Source organism: Polaromonas sp. (assembly GCF_043778355.1).
In the GTDB taxonomy this organism is placed as follows: Bacteria; Pseudomonadota; Gammaproteobacteria; order Burkholderiales; family Burkholderiaceae_C; genus Polaromonas.
This window is the reverse complement of sequence record NZ_JAYWHI010000022.1, coordinates 16676-32596: the sequence shown is the minus strand read 5'-3', so window position 1 is coordinate 32596 and position 15921 is coordinate 16676. Positions and strand designations below refer to the sequence as shown.

Sequence of the window (15921 nt, the reverse complement as noted above, 5' to 3'; positions counted from 1 at the left end):
GAACATAAAGCCGCGCGCGCTGTTGCACCAGTCGGCGCCTAGCGCCATCATGCGGGTGATATCAAAAGCGCTGATGACTTTGCCGGCGCAGCCCACCTTGATGCGGCTCCGCAGACCCACGCCGCGCAGTGTGTTGTGTACCAGGCGCAGGCCTTCTTGCAGGGGCGCGCCCACATGGTCGGTGAACTCCAGCGGCGCGGCACCCGTGCCGCCCTCGGCACCATCGACCACGATGAAATCCGGTGTGATGCCGGTGACCAGCATCGCCTTGACCATGGCAAACCATTCCCAGGGGTGACCGATGCAGAACTTGAAGCCGGTCGGTTTTCCGCCCGACAGTTCACGCAGCCGGGCAATGAATTGCATCATCTCCACAGGTGTGGAAAACGCGCTGTGGGATGAGGGCGACACGCAGTCTTTGCCGATGGGCACACCGCGCGCCGCTGCGATTTCTGCCGTGACCTTGGCGCCCGGCAAGATGCCGCCGTGGCCGGGTTTGGCGCCCTGGCTCAGCTTGAGCTCGATCAGTTTGACCTGCGGGTCAGCGGCGCTGGCCGCAAATTTCTCGGCGCTGAAGCTGCCGTCCTCATGGCGGCAGCCGAAGTAGCCCGAGCCGATCTCCCAGATCAGGTCGCCGCCTTGCACCCGGTGGTGCTGCGAGATCGAGCCCTCGCCGGTGTCGTGCGCAAAGCGGCCTTTGTGCGCGCCGCCGTTGAGCGCCAGAATGGCATTGGCCGACAACGCGCCGAAACTCATGGCCGAGATGTTGAAGATGCTGGCGCTGTAGGGTTGGGCGCAGTCGGGACCGATGGTGATGCGGAAGTCGTGCGAGGCGATGTGGCTGGGCTGCACCGAATGGTTGATCCATTCGTAGCCGTGCTGGCTGACATCAAGCTGGGTGCCAAACGGCCGGTTGTCCATCTCGCCCTTGGCGCGCTGGTAGACCAGCGAGCGCTGCGACCGCGAAAACGGCGCCGCCTCCGAATCACTTTCGATGAAGTATTGGCGCATCTCGGGGCGGATGAACTCAAGCACGAAGCGCAGATGGCCGATCACCGGGTAGTTGCGCAGAATGGAACTCGGCGTCTGGCGCACATCGTGGATGCCCAGGCCCAGCAGCACCGCACAGACCAGCAACACGATCCAGCCGCTGCCGCCGGACAGCAAGCTCAGGCCGGCAACAATCACGCCGAGCAAACACAGGCCCATGACGGCGTACCGGACGGGGAACAGGGCGTTGAGTTTGTGCAGCATGCGTGGCTTTCGGTCAACGGGCGCGGCAGTGGCCGGCAGATACACTTTGGGCTTCCCCCGATCATAAGAGCCTCGCGTGACGCTCAAAACCGACTTCCATGACGACTACACCCCCCGCTGATGCCTCCCTGCCCACCGTGTCTTCCGCGCCCGCTGACGGCTGGATGGAGATGGAAGATTTCGACGCGCTCGACGACATCCTTGATGATTTGCGCACGCGTTACGACGAGACGCCGCAGTGGGAGTTCTGCGAGGGGTTTATGGCCGCCGTGATCTGCTCACGCCGGCCCATCCCCGCCGACGAGTATTTGTCGGTGCTGCTGGCGATTCCCGCCGAGGGCGAAACGCCCGACGAGGAAAGCGGTGCGTTTGCCAGCCCGGCGCAGCGCGAACAATTCCTCGCGCTGTGGGGCCGGCGCTGGAACGAAGTCGCCACAGCCCTCGACGCGCGCGTGGACACGCTGGAAGACGACGCCTGTTACCACCCCGAGGTGATGGATGTGCGCAGTGCGGTCGCCGACATGCCGCCGGCCGAACAGGCCGGCTTCAAGGGCGAAGACCTGCCGGCTTTTGCCCAGGTCTGGGCGCTGGGTTTCATGTTTGCGGTCGAAAGCTGGCCCGACGAGTGGGCTGCGCCACGCGACAAGGACGCTGCGCAGTGGCTGGACGACGCGCTGCAGGCCGTCGTCGCCATGACCGAAGACGACACCGGCAAGCCCGAAGTCTCACCGCTGAGCGAAGACGGCGCACACAGCACCAGCATCGCCCGCCTCAACGCCTTTGGCGATGCGATCTGGGCGGTGTATGACCTGCGTGAATTGTGGAAAACCATGGGCCCCAAGGTCGAAACGATTCGCAAGGAGGCCGAGCCGGGGCGCAATGACTTATGCCCTTGTGGCAGCGGTAAGAAGTACAAGAAGTGTCATGGGGCGGGGTGAGGGGCGGGACGCTATCCCCCGACTGAAACGTAAGAGGGGAACGTCAATCGTCAGCGTCCGCGTGATGGGTTGAACGGGTAGCTCGGCCCGACAGTCCGAAGTCATCGCCCGGATCAGGCGCCTCCCGGTACTTGCGCGACGCCGCCTCAGGGCGGCGATGGACCGCAAAGACAAGAACGGCGCCGATGATGGGTATCAGCCACACTAGAAAAATTTGGGCGATTCGCTGCTCGCGTGAAACTACTTCGTCGCGCAGGACCAGGCGGGTAGCCATCCCGTTCGCCGCGATCAGCGAAATAAGCATAAATGCAACAAATGCGAGTTCCACGTCAGGCGCTCCGCATCAGTCGCGCGTCACGCGCCGCCTTCACCGAAAAACTGCGCCAGCGCATGCGCGGTTTCCATCGGCAATTCCTCGGGAATGAAATGCCCGGCCGGCAACACCTGGCCGCTGACCACGCCCGCGCACTGCGCCTGCCACAGCACCAGCGGCTCGAACAGCTTGTGCACCACGCCGCGTTCGCCCCACAAGACGTGCATATCGCAGCGGATTTTTTCGCCCTGGGCGCGACTCTCGCGGTCGTGCAGCAGGTCGATGCCTGCGCTGGCACGGTAGTCCTCGCAGGCGGCGTGGATGGCTTCGGGGGTGCAGAAGCAGCGTTCGTACTCGAGCAGCGCTTCGGCCTCGATATAACTCAGCCCTTTTGCGCCCCAGCCGCCGAGCTTGGCGTGCAGGTAGGGCACGGGGTTGCCGCCAATCATGGTCTCGGGCAGCGGGCTGGGCTGGATCAAATGGAACCAGTGGTAGTAGGCAGTGGCAAAACGTATGTCGGTCGCCTCGTACATGTCCAGCGTGGGTGCGATGTCAATCACACAGAGTTTGCGCACGCGGCCCGGATGGTCCAGCGCCAGCCGGTGCGCCACGCGGCCGCCGCGGTCGTGGCCGCAGACATCAAAGCGGCTCAGGCCCAGTGCGTCCATCACACCCAGCGCATCGGCGGCCATGTTTCGCTTGCTGTAGTTGCTGTGGTCGGGCAGGCCGGCCACCTTGGACGAGTCGCCATAACCGCGCAGATCCGGCAGCACCAGAAAGAACTTGGCCTTCAAGGCCTGCACCACGCGGTGCCACATCACATGGCTTTGCGGAAAGCCATGCAGAAGCAACAGAGCCGGCCCTTCTCGATTGCCACCGAAACGCGCAAAGATGGAGGTACCGTTGACCTCGAAGTCGCGCGCTTCAAAACCGTCAAACCAGTTGTCGGGCAGGGTGGAGGCCATGGCGCGTCCTTGTGATTCAGGGCCGAGCGGCCAAATATTTCTTGAGGTTGGCTGCGGCAGTGGCGCGCACCTTGGATTGGAGAAACGGCGTCCAGCCCAGCAGCAGGCCAGGCGCACCGAGTGCCTGGCGCGACCAGGCCCATAAGTCGAAGTCATCGCGCTGGGTCTGAATCAGGCCTTCGGGGGTGAACGTAAAACGGCTGTCGATGATGTTGTACACCATGCGGCCGGTGGCGCTGAAGCGGTAGTCGGCCTCCCAGTGCGCCTGGCCAGTAGCGGCGTCGGCGGCGATGCCGTTGTAGTCCAGCTTCCAGACATCGCGCCCCTTGGCCTTCGTGGCGTCGCACAGCATGTGCCACATGCCGGTGACCTCACGGTGGCCGCGCAGCGAAAAGGCCTCGTCGTCAAACGCCGCGTCAGCCGCATAACACTGGGCCATGGCGGCCGAGTCCAGCTGCGCAAAAGCGCTGTAGAGCTTTTCGAGGGTGTGCTGGTTGGCGTGCATCAGGATTTTTGAAAGTGGTCGGGGAAATGGTACACCTGCGACATACCGCTTCGAAGCGCCGACATTTTTTGTGACATATTGGCCGCGCGCCCCCGCTGCGCACGCAAAAGCCTCTTCCGGGCATTGATAAAACGCCGCGGCAACCCATCTGCCCTGCATGATTCCTTTTTCCGTTCTTGACCTGTCCCCCATCGTGGAGGGCAGCGACGCCGCCCAGTCCCTGCGCAATACGCTGGATCTGGCCCAGCATGCCGAGCGCTGGGGCTTTCAGCGTTACTGGCTGGCCGAACACCACGGCATGGCCGGCATCGCCAGCGCCGCAACAGCAGTCGTCATGGCGCATGTGGCCGGCGGCACCTCGCGCATCCGCGTGGGTGCCGGCGGCATCATGCTGCCCAACCATTCGCCGTTGGTGATTGCCGAGCAGTTTGGTACGCTGGAGTCACTGTTTCCCGGCCGCATCGACCTCGGCCTGGGCCGCGCGCCCGGCTCTGACCAGGCCACGGCACGCGCGCTGCGGCGCGACCTCCATGCCAACCCCGACGAGTTTCCACAGGACGTGGTTGAACTCATGCATTATTTCCAGCCGGTGCAGGAAGGCCAGCGTGTGCGTGCCGTGCCCGGCGCCGGGCTCCAGGTGCCGGTGTGGATTCTCGGCTCCAGCCTGTTCGGCGCGCAGCTCGCGGCACAGCTCGGCTTGCCGTTTGCGTTTGCCTCGCACTTTGCACCTGCGCAGATGCTGCAGGCCATAGCGGTTTACCGCAGCCGTTTTCGCCCCTCCGCGCAACTGGACCGCTCGCATGTGATGCTGGGCTTCAATGTGTTTGCTGCAGATACCGACGAGGAGGCGCGCTTGCTGTCCTCGTCGATGCAGCAGGCCTTTGTGAACCTGCGCAGCGGCAGGCCTTCGCGCTTGCAGCCGCCGGTGGCGGGTTACGAGGAAAGACTCTCGCCACCCGAGCGCGCGATTATTGAGCAGACCCTGACATGTTCAGCCATCGGATCACCCGACACGGTGCGGCGCGAACTGCAGGCCTTCGTGGATCGCACCGGCGCCGACGAGTTGATGATCACCTCGCAGATCTTCGACCACCAGGCGCGCTTGCGCTCTTACGAGATCACGGCCAGCCTGCAGCGCTGATCGCTGGGGCCATCCTTCGACAGGCTCAGGACGAATGGAAAACCGGCGAGCGAAGCTGGGGGCTTATTTCTTTACCGAAAGAAGTTCAATCTCGAACTCCAGCGTGGCGTTCGGCGGAATCACGCCGCCAGCACCGCGCGCGCCGTAGGCAATCGCCGACGGGCAGGTCAACTTGGCCTTGCCACCGACTTTCATCTTCTGCACGCCTTCGGTCCAGCACGGGATCACCCGGTTCAGCGGAAATTCGGTGGGCTCGTTGCGCGAGTAGGAGCTGTCAAACTCCTTGCCGCCCGGAAAGCGACCCCGGTAATGCACCTGCACGGTGTCAGACGCGGCGGGGCTGGCGCCGCTGCCGTCCTTGAGCGAACGGTAGACCAGGCCACTGGCGGTCACGGAGGCCCCGGCTTCTTTTGCGGCGGCGGCCGCTGCCGCATCCGACTGGGCCCAGGCAGCGGGCAGGAGACACAGGGATAAAACGCTGGCACAGATGATGGATCGCACAACAACTCCTTGGAAATTTCTGAAGGCCGCCGGGCGGTGGCCGATGCAGCCATGTTAGCGATGCGCCCTGACCACCTGCCGGGGAGGGGCATCCTTCGACAGGCTCAGGACGAGCGGAAGCGCAGCAAGCGAAGCGACAAGCGCGGGGGCTCTGTTTTTCCGCCGGGCCGTCCCAAGGAAAAATGCGCCCCCTCGGGGGGGCAGCGCGGTACGCGAAGCGACAAGCGTGGGGGCTCCACTACCGAGGCGCACTTTTGAAAACATCCCGGTTCTCGTTCCACCAGGTATCGTCCACGCCCGTCATCAGCTTGTCGAAGGCAAAGGCTTTCTGGCTGATCACCAGCCGCGCGGCACATCGCCGCAGTGCATGAAAAGACTCTTCGGTGGTCGCCAGCGCCGGGCATTTGGCGCGAAGTTTTTCGTAGTAATACGGCGGCCAGGTGCCCGTGGCGTTGACGTCCTGCTCGCTCAACCAATACATCTGTCCGCCGCTTCCCGTCAGCCAGCGCTCGGTGAAGAGCAAGGGCAGGCCCTGCTTGAGCGCATAAACGCGTAATTGGGACGGCAGCGTGTCAAAAGCCGGTGGGGCGTCAGCAGGCCGGCTGGTGCCGCTGTCGGCCGGCGGTGCAGGCGGCACGGCCTGCAGCCCAAGCTTTCCTCCGGCCAGCATGCGCCAGGCGCCAGACAGCCAGACCAGAGCGCAGGGGCCGGTACAACTGTTACCTGTCACCACCATGTGGGGGTACAGCGGCGCCAGCGTGTCGGCCAGCAGCAAGGCTTCGCGGGTGTCGCCACCGGTGATGTTGAGTTCCACCCGGCCCAGGCTGTGCCAGGCACTAGCCGGTTGGCGCTGCATCCATTGCACCAGCTTGCCGGTGTCGCCGGGCAGCAGCTCTCCACTGAGCGTGACAGTGCGCGCCACACCGGCAAGCGGGCCATCGGGAAACGGGTTGCTCAGGTTCCACTGCAGTGCCTGAACCGGGGTGTGCAGCAACAGAGGCAGCAGCATAGCCACCCGGCGCACTGTCTTGCCGACCGGCTGCCAAAACTTCTGTCGCCAAGGCTGTAGCTGCATTCAATCCCTGTTCAGACCGGCCGCCGCGTGCTGGAGGTGTCGCCGGAAATAAATGACCCAAGGCGCCCGTCTGGCGCCTGTGTGACGCACTACTTTACATCGTCACCTGCTTGCTTCCGCTACAGCGCGCTGGGCACAGCGTGGCTCAGAAAGTCATACACCGCCCGGATGCGGCGGCTGGTGCGGATCTCGCGGTGCACTGTGAGCCAGATCGGGATGGGCGGCAACTTGACCACGGGCAGCACCCGCAACACTTCCTTGTCCGTGGCGGCCAGGTAGTCGGAGACAAAGCCGATGCCCAGACCGGCGCGTACCGCGTGCCAGTAGGCCAGCAGGTCGTCGCTGCGAAAGGCAAACGACGCTCGCGTCACCGGCAGGCCAAAACCCGCCATGCCTTTGAGGATGGTTTCATCGTGGTCGTTGCCCACCAGTTCATGGTTCAGCAAATCCTGTAGCTGTCTGGGCGTCCCGCGCCGCCCCAGGTAGTCGCGGTGCGCGTACGTGCCGAGGGTGACCTTCGCAATGCGCTTGACGACCAGGCTGGCTTGTCTGGGCTGCACCATGCGCAGCGCGATGTCGGCCTCGCGGCGCAGCAGGTTGCTGACGGCGTTGCTTGACACCAGTTCCACCTGAATCTCGGGCAGGGCCAGCCGCATCTGCGCTAGGATGGGCGGCATCAGGTAGCAAGCGACCGGCTGGCTGGCGCTGACGCGCACTGTGCCCGAGATGCCAGGCTCAAAGCCGGACACGCTGCGCGCCAGCTGGTTGGCGCCGTTTTCCATGGCGCGCGCCGAGTCGGCCAGCTGCAGTGCCATGGGTGTGGGCAACAAGCCGCGCCCGGTGCGCTCGAACAGCAACACGCCGAGTTGCGCCTCCAGCTCGGCGATGTGCCTGCCGATGGTGGGCTGGGTGGCGCCCAGTGACCGCGCCGCGCCCAGCAGGCTGCCCTGATCCAGTGCCGCCAGGAAAGAGCGCACCAGGCGCCAGTCGAAGTTGTTATTCATTTGTGAATATCTGATGTCAGCAATTAGCGAATTGTCAAACAGCTGCCGTGTTTCCACAATCACCCATCGACACAATGTTTTATAAAGGAGCGCAGCATGATCAACCGCAGAAATTTTGTTCGTCTCGCCGGTGGCGGCGTGGTGTTGGGCGCCACAGCCGGTCTGGCCGGGTGCTCTTCGACCTTGCCCGCTGAAGCCGTCGCCGCCTGGAGCGGCCCGCCGGCCGGCATGACCGATGTGCGCCACTGGGTACTGAGCTACGCGATTCTGGCGCCGCATTCGCACAACCTGCAGTCCTGGCTGGTGGACCTGCGCCAGCCGGGCGAGATCATGCTGTACTGCGACCTGAGCCGTTTGCTGCCCGAAACCGATCCGCTGTCGCGCCAGATCATGATGAGTCAGGGCACATTTCTGGAGCTGCTGGACTTGGCTGCCCGGCAAAAAGGGCTACGCACCGACATCACGCTGTTCCCGCAAGGCGAGTTCGGCCCGACCACGCTGGACAAACGGCCGGTGGCGCGTATTGTTCTGGCCGCAGATGCGGGCATCAAGCCGGACCCGCTGTTTGAGCAGATTCTGAAGCGCCACACCAACCGCGAAGCCTACGAGGCGCGCGAACCGGCTGCGGCTGCCGTACAGGCGATTGTCGCCAGCGTCGCCCAGCACCCGGTACGCACCGGCTTTGTTGGCGGCGCTCAGCCGGACGCCTTGCAGAAACACCGGGCGATTGCCAAAGAAGCCTGGCGCATCGAGCTGGTGACGCCGCGCACCATCATGGAATCGTTCAAGGTGTTGCGGGTCGGCCCGCGTGAAATCGCCGAGCACCGCGATGGCCTGAGCATCAACACACCGATGGTGCGCGCGCTGACGGCGCTGGGCCTGTTTGATCGCAGCAAGGCGCCTGCCCCGGACGACTCCGCCACCACCGGGCAGATCAAGGGCTTCAATGAAAAAATGGCCGCTACACCGGCGTTTTTCTGGATGGTGACCGAAGGCAACGACCGCAAGACTCAGGTCAACGCCGGCCGGGCCTACGCCCGCGCGCAGCTCGCCGCCACCGCCCAGGGCCTGGTCATGCAGCCGCTGTCGCAGGCCTTGCAGGAGTATCCGGAACAGGCCAAACCGTATGCCGACATCCACGCCTTGCTGCAGGCGCCGGCGCCGCGTTACACGGTGCAGATGTGGACGCGGCTGGGTTATGCGCCGGCTGTTGGGCCGTCGCCGCGGCGCGGCTTGCAGGCCCACCTCATCACCGCAGCTTAAGAGGTGGCGGAACGGGGCCTGAGCGTGCGGTGCAGCAAAAACAGCACCACGCCGAAGTTCAGCAGGTTCCAGGCGATGCCGTTGAAAAAGGCGGCGTCGTAGGAGCCGGTGAGGTCAAACACCTTGCCCGACATCCAGCCGCCCAGCGCCATGCCGACCATGGTGAACATGATGACGGTGCCGACGCGGGCGCCGGCTTCGGCGGCAGGAAAATGCTCGCGCACGATGATGGCGTAACTCGGCACAATGCCGCCCTGAAACAGACCGAACATCGCCGAGATCACATACAGCGAGACCATGCCGTCAAACGGGATGAAGAGCATCAGCGCCACGGTTTGTAATGCCGAGCCCAGCAGCAAGGTGCGCAGCCCGCCGATACGGTCACAGATAGCGCCGGAGATCAGCCGGCTGACGATGCCGCAGGCCAGCATCAGCGACAGCATCTCGGCGCCGCGCGCCGCGCCAAAGCCAAGGTCGCTGCAATAAGCCACGATGTGCACCTGCGGCATGGACATGGCCACACAGCAGGACAGGCCGGCCACACACAGCAGCGCCTGCGCCTGGCCCAGGCTCAGGTTAAAAGGCCGGTCGCTGGCGGCGACGCCGCGCACATTGACGGGTGCCAGAGCGAGGGCCGGCGGGCGCTGCCGCATCAATTGGGCCAAACCGAACATCGCCAGGCTGCAGAACACCGCGAGCCCCCAGTAAGTCTGGCGCCAGCCCACACTTTCAACTAAGTGCTGGATGATGGGCGGCCACAGCGCGCCGCCCAGGTAGTTGCCGCTGGCGCACACCGCCACCGCAATGCCGCGGCGCCGCATGAACCACAGCGAGGTGTCGGCCAGCAGCGGCGAAAACGTTGCCGAGCTGCCCAGCAGGCCAATCAGCAGGCCGTGCGCCAGCGCAAACAGCCAGATGTTTCCCGACAGCGCAGCCGCGGCGAAGCCCAGGCCCATGCCCACAGCGCCCACGCTGAGCGGCAGCGCCACACCAAAACGGTCGGCGAGCCGGCCCATCAGCATGCCGCCCAGGCCAAAACCAACCATCAGCAAGGTGTAGGGCAGGGCAGCGTCGGCCCGCGCCACACCGAAGTCGGCCTGCACGGCGGGCAACACCACAGGCACGATGTACATGCCGGCGGCGCCTACCGTCATCAGCGCCAGCGTCACCAGCAGGCGGCGCCAGGCCGTGGCGGAGTCAATCAGGTCGGCGGCGGCTGGCGTGGCGTGCATGGGCTGTTTTATGTCAGCAGTTGCACCAGCCGCTGCAGCGCATGGTTCACGGTGGCGGCGCGCACCGCCGCGCGGTCACCGTCAAAACGCTGCAGCTCGCTGCTGAGCTGGCCGTCCACCATAAAGCCGAACCAGACCGTGCCAACCGGCTTGACGCGGCTGCCGCCGGTGGGGCCCGCGACACCGGTGACAGCCACCGCGACCTGCGCCCCGGAACGCGCGATGGCTCCGCCCGCCATGGCGCGCGCCACCTCTTGACTGACCGCGCCGTGTGCGGCGATCAGCGCTGCATCCACGCCCAGCAAGTCGGTCTTGGCTTCGTTGGAGTAGGTCACAAAGCCGCGCTCAAACCAGTTGCTGGAGCCTGCCAGGTCGGTGCAGGCGGCGGAGATCAGGCCGCCGGTGCAACTTTCAGCGGTGGCCAGCAGCCAGCCCTTTCTGAGCATCAAATCGGCCAAATGCCCAGACAGAATGGGCGCAATCAGCTCTTGTTTTGGTAGCAGAGGAGCAGTCACCAGAACCTCCAGACGGCCATCACGAGCAGGGTGCAAAACGCCGCAACCAAGTCGTCGAGCATGATGCCGAAGCCGCCGCGCCTGCCGAAACCCTTGAAGTGTTTGTCGGCCCAGGCGGTCGGGCCGAACTTCACAGCGTCGAAAAAGCGGAACAGCACAAATGCCGCCAACTGGCCCCACGGCCCGGCCGGGGTGATCAGCCAGAGGATCAGCCAGAAGGCGACCACCTCGTCCCAGACGATGCTGCCGGGGTCGGCGACACCCAGGTTTTTTGCGGTGACGGTAGCGGCCCACCAGCCCAGCAAGGCCGCTGCCGCAATCAGCAAGCCCATCTGCAGCGGGCTGAACCAGGGAGTCATCACCACAAAAGCCAGCCAGGACCACAGGGTGCCCGCCGTGCCAGGCGCCACCGGGCTCAGCCCGGAGCCGAAACCCAGCGCGACCAGGTGCGCCGGGTGTCCGAGCATGAAACGGGCGGTGGGCCGGCGCGGTGCGTGCGCGGACATGCCGGGCTCCATTGGCGACGGTATCATGGTCGCCCTCGTGTTTGAAGAAAAATTAGCCTCCAGCCCATGTCGGACAAGGCGCAGCAGCTCTGATTTTGATAGCAATCTGGTTTCATGATGGGGTCTCCAGCAGCGCCAGCAGCAGCGCATCAAAAGCCGCGGGCTGCTCGAACTGTACCCAGTGGCCGGCGCCTTCCACCCAGTGTATGCCGCGAAAATCCGGTGCGGCCTGCAGCGCCGGCGCCAGCGCTTCCTGGCGCTGGCGGTAAAGCGCGTCTTCCCGGCCATAAACCGCGTGTACAGGACAGTCCACCTTAACCAGCGCGCGCGCCAGGATGTCGGTGTAGGCCAGGCGCCGCCCCTTCATGCGGTCGCGCAGTGTGTTGTCGGTGTGCAGGCGCAATGCCAGTGCGCTGATAGCCTCGGGCCGGTGCAACATCAGCGCCGCCAGGTTGCCGCGGTGCACCCGCTCACGTTCGGCCGGGTCGGACAGATGACGCCAGGCCGTCAGCGTGATGCTGTTGCGAACAGCGAGGCCCAGACCGGGCGCGGCGACCAGCACCAGGCGCGCGGCACGCGCGGCAAACTGTGCCGCCAACAGCCCGGCGACCATGCCGCCAAAGGAGAACCCCACCATAACGCAGGCACCATCGCCCAGCAGCACACGCAGGCCGGCCTCGACCGGCTCCGGCAGGGCGTCGGCGTCGCGACCCCGGAGCGGCGGCGCCGAATCACCAAACCCCGGCAGGTCGGCGGCCAGCACCTCGCGCCCGCCGGCCACCAGGGCATCGATGTTGCGCAGCCAGTGGGTCCAGCTGCCGCTGCCGCCGTGTAGCAGCACCACCGGCAAGTGTTTGCCGGCCGGGGCCGGTGACCAGCGGTGCCAGACCATCTGGCCGTCGCCGCAGGGCGTCTCCAGCCGGGTGGCACGCGCCAGCAGTTGCTGAACTTCTGGCGGCGGAGGCGGGAGCAGTGCGGACATCGGTGAGGGTGGCGCGCCGGGTTCAGGCAAAGTGGTCAAAAGAAGTGAAATGCCCGCTGACAGGCTTGCCCGCCGCGTCGACCAGGCGCAGGCCGGGCGCGTTTTCAACGCAGCCGATGCAGGTCACTGCGGTGCGCGCCTCCAGCGCAGCCGCTTCAACGGCGGCGCGCGCCGACACCGGCGCGGTGAAGGCCAGTTCGTAATCGTCACCGCCGGCCAGCACGCAGGCCAGCCGTGCGTCGTCGAGTAAAACACCTTCGACTCCGCGTCCCTCTCCCTCGCCCGCCAGCAAACCCGCCGCGATGGTGGTGGCTATGTGTGCCCCCACCCGCGAAGCGCTGAGGATGTGGCCCAGGTCGCCGATCAAGCCGTCGCTGATGTCGATGGCCGCGCTGGCAATGCCGCGCAGCGCCAGCCCCAGCGCCACCCGCGGTGTGGGCTGCTCCAGCCGCGTACGTGCGGCGCCCATCCAGCCAGCCGGCAGCGTGAGTTTGCCGCGCAGCGCCTCCAGCGCCAGCCGGGCGTCGCCAAGCGTGCCGCTGACATAGATGTCGTCACCGGCGCGCGCACCCGAGCGCAGCAGCGCCTGGCCGCGAGGCACTTCGCCGAACACGGTGATGCAGATGTTGAGCGGCCCCCGCGTGGTGTCGCCACCGACCAGCTCGCAGCCGTGTTCGTCAGCCAGCGCGAACAGGCCGCGCGAAAAGGCGGCCAGCCAGGCTTCATCAGCGCGCGGTAGCGCCAGTGCCAGCGTGAAGGCCAGCGGCTGCGCACCGCAGGCCGCCAGATCGCTGAGGTTGACGGCCAGGGCCTTGTGGCCCAACACGCAAGGATCCACATCGGCAAAAAAATGCCGGCCCTCGACCAGCATGTCGCTGGAGACGGCCAGTTGCATGCCGGTGGCCGACTGCAGCAGCGCGCAGTCGTCACCGATGCCGAGCACGGCGCGGCTGGTGGGGCGCTGGAAGTAACGCGCAATCAGGTCGAATTCACCCATGGGGGGAGCATAACGGCTCAGTGGTTCCGTCGCCGGAATTGTCATCCCGGACTTGATCCGGGACCACGCTCTTGCCAGCTTGAGCGTTGGCAGTACTTCCAGCAAGCCGGGTCTCGCCCCGGCGGGCGAGTTACTTTTCTTTGGCGAGACAAAGAAAAGTGAGTTGCCGCCGGGCAACCCCCGGCCAGCAGTTTCAGGCACTCTACTAACCGGCTCGCGAGAAGCGCTTCGACAAGCCCCGCGCGAGCCGCAGCGTGAGGCTGTCTAAACCGGCAATCCCCGAAATTTCAGCGCCGCTTGCCGAATCACTTCGGCCAGCAGTTTTTCTTTGCCCTGCAGCTCCCGCAACCAGCGTGCATCGTTGTTTGACAATTCAACGCTGCTGCGCAGCAGGTGGATGCCGCTGCTCGCGCCCAGCGGACCGGCATGCGGTCCGAGTTTGTCCATGGTCATCAGGATGTGGTCGCGCAGCGCCATGTGTTCGCCGGTGGCCGGATCCACATAAACCGCCTCCAGCCCGAAGCGGCAGGCCTGAAAGCGGTTGTAGGTGTAGACCAGGTAGTCGTCCTCGGTCGGCATGAAGGGCTGGTCGTTCATGAACCAGGAGGCCAGCGACTGCACGTATCCCGACAGTGCGGCTGCGCGGCCCACCGTGAGGGGGGTGTCGAACACGCGGATCTCGATCGTGCCGAACTCCGGCTTGGGCCGGATGTCCCAGTAAAAGTCTTTCATGCTCCTGACCACGCCGGTGCGTGTCATTTTCTCGAAGTAGACCGTGAACTCGTCCCAGGTCAGCGCCAGTGGCGCGCGGCCCGACAGTGGAAAGGCAAACACCGAGTTCAGTCGTGCCGAGTCAAAGGCCGTGTCCTGCCCCTGCACATAGGGGCTGGAGGCTGACAGCGCAATGAAGTGCGGAATGTAGCGCGACATGCGGTGCAGGGTCAGCAGCGCGGTGTCTGCGTCCGGGCAACCGACATGTACATGCTGGCCAAAAATCGTGAACTGCTTGGACAGGTAGCCGTACAGCTCGGACAGCTCGCGAAAGCGTGGCTTGTCGTAAATTCGCCGCTCATGCCACTGCTGAAACGGGTGGGTGCCGCCGCCGACCACGGCGATGTTGAGCTTGTCGGCGCTTTTGACCAGCGCGTCACGGATTTGTGTGAGCTGGCCCAGCACTTCGGACGACGACTGGCAAACGCCGGTGGAAACTTCGATCATGCTCGACGTCATCTCGGGCACCACGCTGCCGGGCAGTGGCACTTTGCTCATCAGGCGCAGCATGTCTTCGGCATACGGGGCCAGGTCGTAGTCGTGGGTGTTGACGAGTTGCAGTTCGAGCTCGACGCCCAGCGACAAGGCCGCCGACTTCTGAAAAGGCTCCAGCCCGCCTGGCGCCAGCGGCGCTGCAGTGTGTTTAGTCACGGAGGTCTCCTGCGGATGAGGTGTGAAAGGGCCGTGGTGCCCACGGTTTGGAGCTTTCGCCGGCGCGGTAAATGGCAAAGGTGGCCAAGATGGCGCCCAGCACTTCCATCAGCAAAATCGCCGGCAGCGCGATGCTGGCAATGCGCGGTCCGAGCGAGGCCGAGGCGGCAACAAACTGCGACACCAGCAGCAGCGCAACCGACGACATCGGCGACATCGCGCAGCCGACCCACAGGGCTTGCTTCCAGCTCGCGCCGCTGCCGACATTGCCGAGTGCCACGCCCATGATTTTGGCCAGCGCCCTGGCCGCCACCAGCGCCAGCACCATGCCGGCGACCGGGCCGCTCCAGTCAGCCTGTGCGGCCACCACGGACACCAGCACAAACATCAGCATGGTCAGCATCGCCGAGGCGGTGCCCATCTGACGTGGCCAGGACCAGGGGCGCGGATTGAGTTGCTTGAGCAGCATGCCACCCAACAGAGCGGCCAACGGCGCCGAGCCCCCAAAGTGCGCGGCCAGTGCGGCGCCCGCAGCGATCAGGGCCAGCAGCAAGATGGCAGTGTTCTCGCTGGTCGGGCTCATCACACGCAATGCCGAGCGCAGGGCCAGTGCCAGGCCGGCACCCACCGCCACCGACAAACCCAGCACCACAGCCACCGGGTACAAGGTGTCGGCCAGGCTTTGCTCGCCGCGGCCCATCATGCCGGCTCTGGCGCTGCAGAGCGTCAATGCATACAGCGTGCTCAGGGTGGACAGCACCATGGCCCGCTCGGTCACCGGGCCCGAGGCACGGGTGTCCATGACCACGCGCGACAACACGGCTGGAGATGCGGCCATGGCCAGCAGGGCCAGCGGCTCGGCGACCACCTCGCGCATGCCTAAAAAAGTCAGCGACCAATAGACCATAAAAAAGGTCAGGGTCGATTCAGCCAGGCTTTGGACCAGCACCATCGGGTTGTGGCGGAACCAGCGCAGGGGAATGCGGCCCCCGGCTTCAAACAGCACGACCGCCACGCCGAGTTCGAGCAGGAACAGACCGATGCCCTGCAGCGGCCAGACCGCGCCGGTGAACCCGGCCAAACCGGCAAAGCCGCCCACCACCGAATAACCGACAACCTTGGGGATGCCGGCGAACCTTTGCACCAGATGCCCGGTCAGGGCGGCCAAGGCAAGCAGCATGGACCACTGAACCGTGGGCAGGCCGGCTGAGGGTTTGATCCATTCGGCCCAGATGGCCATGACTTCATTCATGGGTGGGTGTCTCCGCTGATGATTGATGAGATGGATGCAGGCCCGCTGCCGGGGGC

At 65.2% G+C, this 15921-nt stretch carries 17 protein-coding genes; 3 read left to right on the top strand and 14 right to left on the bottom strand.

The window, feature by feature from the left end; all coding sequences use genetic code 11:
• A partial coding sequence (locus tag ACH2CW_RS03660; RefSeq protein WP_395055487.1) for an FMN-binding glutamate synthase family protein occupies positions 1-1254 on the bottom strand: 1254 nt, incomplete at its 3' end.
• A gap of 98 nt (positions 1255-1352) precedes the next feature.
• Here ACH2CW_RS03660 and ACH2CW_RS03655 point away from each other — a divergent pair.
• Positions 1353-2192 carry a UPF0149 family protein gene (locus ACH2CW_RS03655; protein WP_395055486.1) on the top strand — a complete coding sequence of 280 codons (840 nt, stop codon included), beginning with the start codon at positions 1353-1355 and terminating at the stop codon, positions 2190-2192.
• A gap of 43 nt (positions 2193-2235) precedes the next feature.
• Here the strand turns inward: ACH2CW_RS03655 and ACH2CW_RS03650 are convergent, their stop codons facing one another.
• Genes ACH2CW_RS03650 through ACH2CW_RS03640 form a run of 3 tightly spaced genes read right to left on the bottom strand, consistent with a single transcriptional unit; the run spans position 2236 to position 3975 of the window.
• Positions 2236-2520, bottom strand: a complete 285-nt coding sequence (locus ACH2CW_RS03650; RefSeq protein ID WP_395055485.1) for a hypothetical protein — start codon at positions 2518-2520, stop codon at positions 2236-2238.
• Between the two features lie 26 nt (positions 2521-2546).
• Positions 2547-3470, bottom strand: coding sequence for an alpha/beta fold hydrolase (locus ACH2CW_RS03645; protein ID WP_395055484.1), 924 nt, complete (start codon positions 3468-3470; stop codon positions 2547-2549).
• 16 nt (positions 3471-3486) lie between these two features.
• The gene (locus ACH2CW_RS03640; RefSeq protein ID WP_395055483.1) at positions 3487-3975 is read right to left on the bottom strand and encodes a nuclear transport factor 2 family protein; all 489 of its coding nucleotides are present in this window, start codon (positions 3973-3975) and stop codon (positions 3487-3489) included.
• A gap of 157 nt (positions 3976-4132) precedes the next feature.
• On the opposite strand from ACH2CW_RS03640, the gene ACH2CW_RS03635 reads away from it, so the two are divergent.
• Positions 4133-5116, top strand: a complete 984-nt coding sequence (locus ACH2CW_RS03635) for an LLM class flavin-dependent oxidoreductase (RefSeq protein WP_395055482.1) — start codon at positions 4133-4135, stop codon at positions 5114-5116.
• Between the two features lie 63 nt (positions 5117-5179).
• Here ACH2CW_RS03635 and ACH2CW_RS03630 read toward each other — a convergent pair whose 3' ends face one another.
• From ACH2CW_RS03630 to ACH2CW_RS03620, 3 genes are all read right to left on the bottom strand, one after another.
• Complete coding sequence (locus ACH2CW_RS03630) at positions 5180-5617, bottom strand: FKBP-type peptidyl-prolyl cis-trans isomerase (protein ID WP_395055481.1); 438 nt, start codon at positions 5615-5617, stop codon at positions 5180-5182.
• A 238-nt stretch (positions 5618-5855) separates the two neighbouring features.
• Entirely contained in the window at positions 5856-6626 is a 771-nt protein-coding gene (locus ACH2CW_RS03625; protein ID WP_395055480.1) for a hypothetical protein, read from the bottom strand.
• Positions 6627-6811: 185 nt separating this feature from the next.
• Positions 6812-7696, bottom strand: coding sequence for a LysR family transcriptional regulator (locus tag ACH2CW_RS03620; RefSeq protein ID WP_395055479.1), 885 nt, complete (start codon positions 7694-7696; stop codon positions 6812-6814).
• 96 nt (positions 7697-7792) lie between these two features.
• Here ACH2CW_RS03620 and ACH2CW_RS03615 point away from each other — a divergent pair, with 96 nt between their 5' ends.
• Positions 7793-8959 carry an Acg family FMN-binding oxidoreductase gene (locus ACH2CW_RS03615; RefSeq protein ID WP_395055478.1) on the top strand — a complete coding sequence of 389 codons (1167 nt, stop codon included), beginning with the start codon at positions 7793-7795 and terminating at the stop codon, positions 8957-8959.
• Here the strand turns inward: ACH2CW_RS03615 and ACH2CW_RS03610 are convergent.
• The 7 genes from ACH2CW_RS03610 to ACH2CW_RS03580 all read right to left on the bottom strand — a co-directional run bounded on the left by ACH2CW_RS03610 (position 8956) and on the right by ACH2CW_RS03580 (position 15865).
• Positions 8956-10191, bottom strand: a complete 1236-nt coding sequence (locus ACH2CW_RS03610; protein ID WP_395055477.1) for an MFS transporter — start codon at positions 10189-10191, stop codon at positions 8956-8958. The two genes, ACH2CW_RS03615 and ACH2CW_RS03610, sit on opposite strands and share 4 nt — an antisense overlap.
• 8 nt (positions 10192-10199) lie before the next feature.
• Positions 10200-10637 carry a CinA family protein gene (locus tag ACH2CW_RS03605; protein WP_395055488.1) on the bottom strand — a complete coding sequence of 146 codons (438 nt, stop codon included), beginning with the start codon at positions 10635-10637 and terminating at the stop codon, positions 10200-10202.
• Between the two features lie 65 nt (positions 10638-10702).
• Complete coding sequence (locus ACH2CW_RS03600) at positions 10703-11212, bottom strand: phosphatidylglycerophosphatase A (protein ID WP_395055476.1); 510 nt, start codon at positions 11210-11212, stop codon at positions 10703-10705.
• 112 nt (positions 11213-11324) lie between these two features.
• Positions 11325-12194, bottom strand: coding sequence for an alpha/beta fold hydrolase (locus ACH2CW_RS03595; protein WP_395055475.1), 870 nt, complete (start codon positions 12192-12194; stop codon positions 11325-11327).
• Positions 12195-12216: 22 nt separating this feature from the next.
• Entirely contained in the window at positions 12217-13191 is a 975-nt protein-coding gene (thiL, locus tag ACH2CW_RS03590; RefSeq protein WP_395055474.1) for a thiamine-phosphate kinase, read from the bottom strand.
• Positions 13192-13455: 264 nt separating this feature from the next.
• On the bottom strand, positions 13456-14613 hold the full coding sequence (locus tag ACH2CW_RS03585; RefSeq protein ID WP_395055473.1) for a YbdK family carboxylate-amine ligase: 1158 nt from the start codon (positions 14611-14613) through the stop codon (positions 13456-13458).
• On the bottom strand, positions 14606-15865 hold the full coding sequence (locus tag ACH2CW_RS03580; RefSeq protein WP_395055472.1) for a cation:proton antiporter: 1260 nt from the start codon (positions 15863-15865) through the stop codon (positions 14606-14608). Before ACH2CW_RS03580 ends, ACH2CW_RS03585 begins: the two co-directional genes overlap by 8 nt.
• Positions 15866-15921 lie beyond the last annotated feature (56 nt).

Coding starts and splice junctions, on each gene's coding strand:
- ACH2CW_RS03655 (WP_395055486.1), top strand. CDS start 1,353: ATGACGACTACACCCCCCGCTGATGCCTCCCTGCCCACCGTGTCTTCC.
- ACH2CW_RS03645 (WP_395055484.1), bottom strand. CDS start 3,470: ATGGCCTCCACCCTGCCCGACAACTGGTTTGACGGTTTTGAAGCGCGC.
- ACH2CW_RS03640 (WP_395055483.1), bottom strand. CDS start 3,975: ATGCACGCCAACCAGCACACCCTCGAAAAGCTCTACAGCGCTTTTGCG.
- ACH2CW_RS03635 (WP_395055482.1), top strand. CDS start 4,133: ATGATTCCTTTTTCCGTTCTTGACCTGTCCCCCATCGTGGAGGGCAGC.
- ACH2CW_RS03625 (WP_395055480.1), bottom strand. CDS start 6,626: ATGCTGCTGCCTCTGTTGCTGCACACCCCGGTTCAGGCACTGCAGTGG.
- ACH2CW_RS03620 (WP_395055479.1), bottom strand. CDS start 7,696: ATGAATAACAACTTCGACTGGCGCCTGGTGCGCTCTTTCCTGGCGGCA.
- ACH2CW_RS03615 (WP_395055478.1), top strand. CDS start 7,793: ATGATCAACCGCAGAAATTTTGTTCGTCTCGCCGGTGGCGGCGTGGTG.
- ACH2CW_RS03610 (WP_395055477.1), bottom strand. CDS start 10,191: ATGCACGCCACGCCAGCCGCCGCCGACCTGATTGACTCCGCCACGGCC.
- ACH2CW_RS03605 (WP_395055488.1), bottom strand. CDS start 10,637: ATGCTCAGAAAGGGCTGGCTGCTGGCCACCGCTGAAAGTTGCACCGGC.
- ACH2CW_RS03600 (WP_395055476.1), bottom strand. CDS start 11,212: ATGTCCGCGCACGCACCGCGCCGGCCCACCGCCCGTTTCATGCTCGGA.
- ACH2CW_RS03595 (WP_395055475.1), bottom strand. CDS start 12,194: ATGTCCGCACTGCTCCCGCCTCCGCCGCCAGAAGTTCAGCAACTGCTG.
- thiL (WP_395055474.1), bottom strand. CDS start 13,191: ATGGGTGAATTCGACCTGATTGCGCGTTACTTCCAGCGCCCCACCAGC.
- ACH2CW_RS03580 (WP_395055472.1), bottom strand. CDS start 15,865: ATGAATGAAGTCATGGCCATCTGGGCCGAATGGATCAAACCCTCAGCC.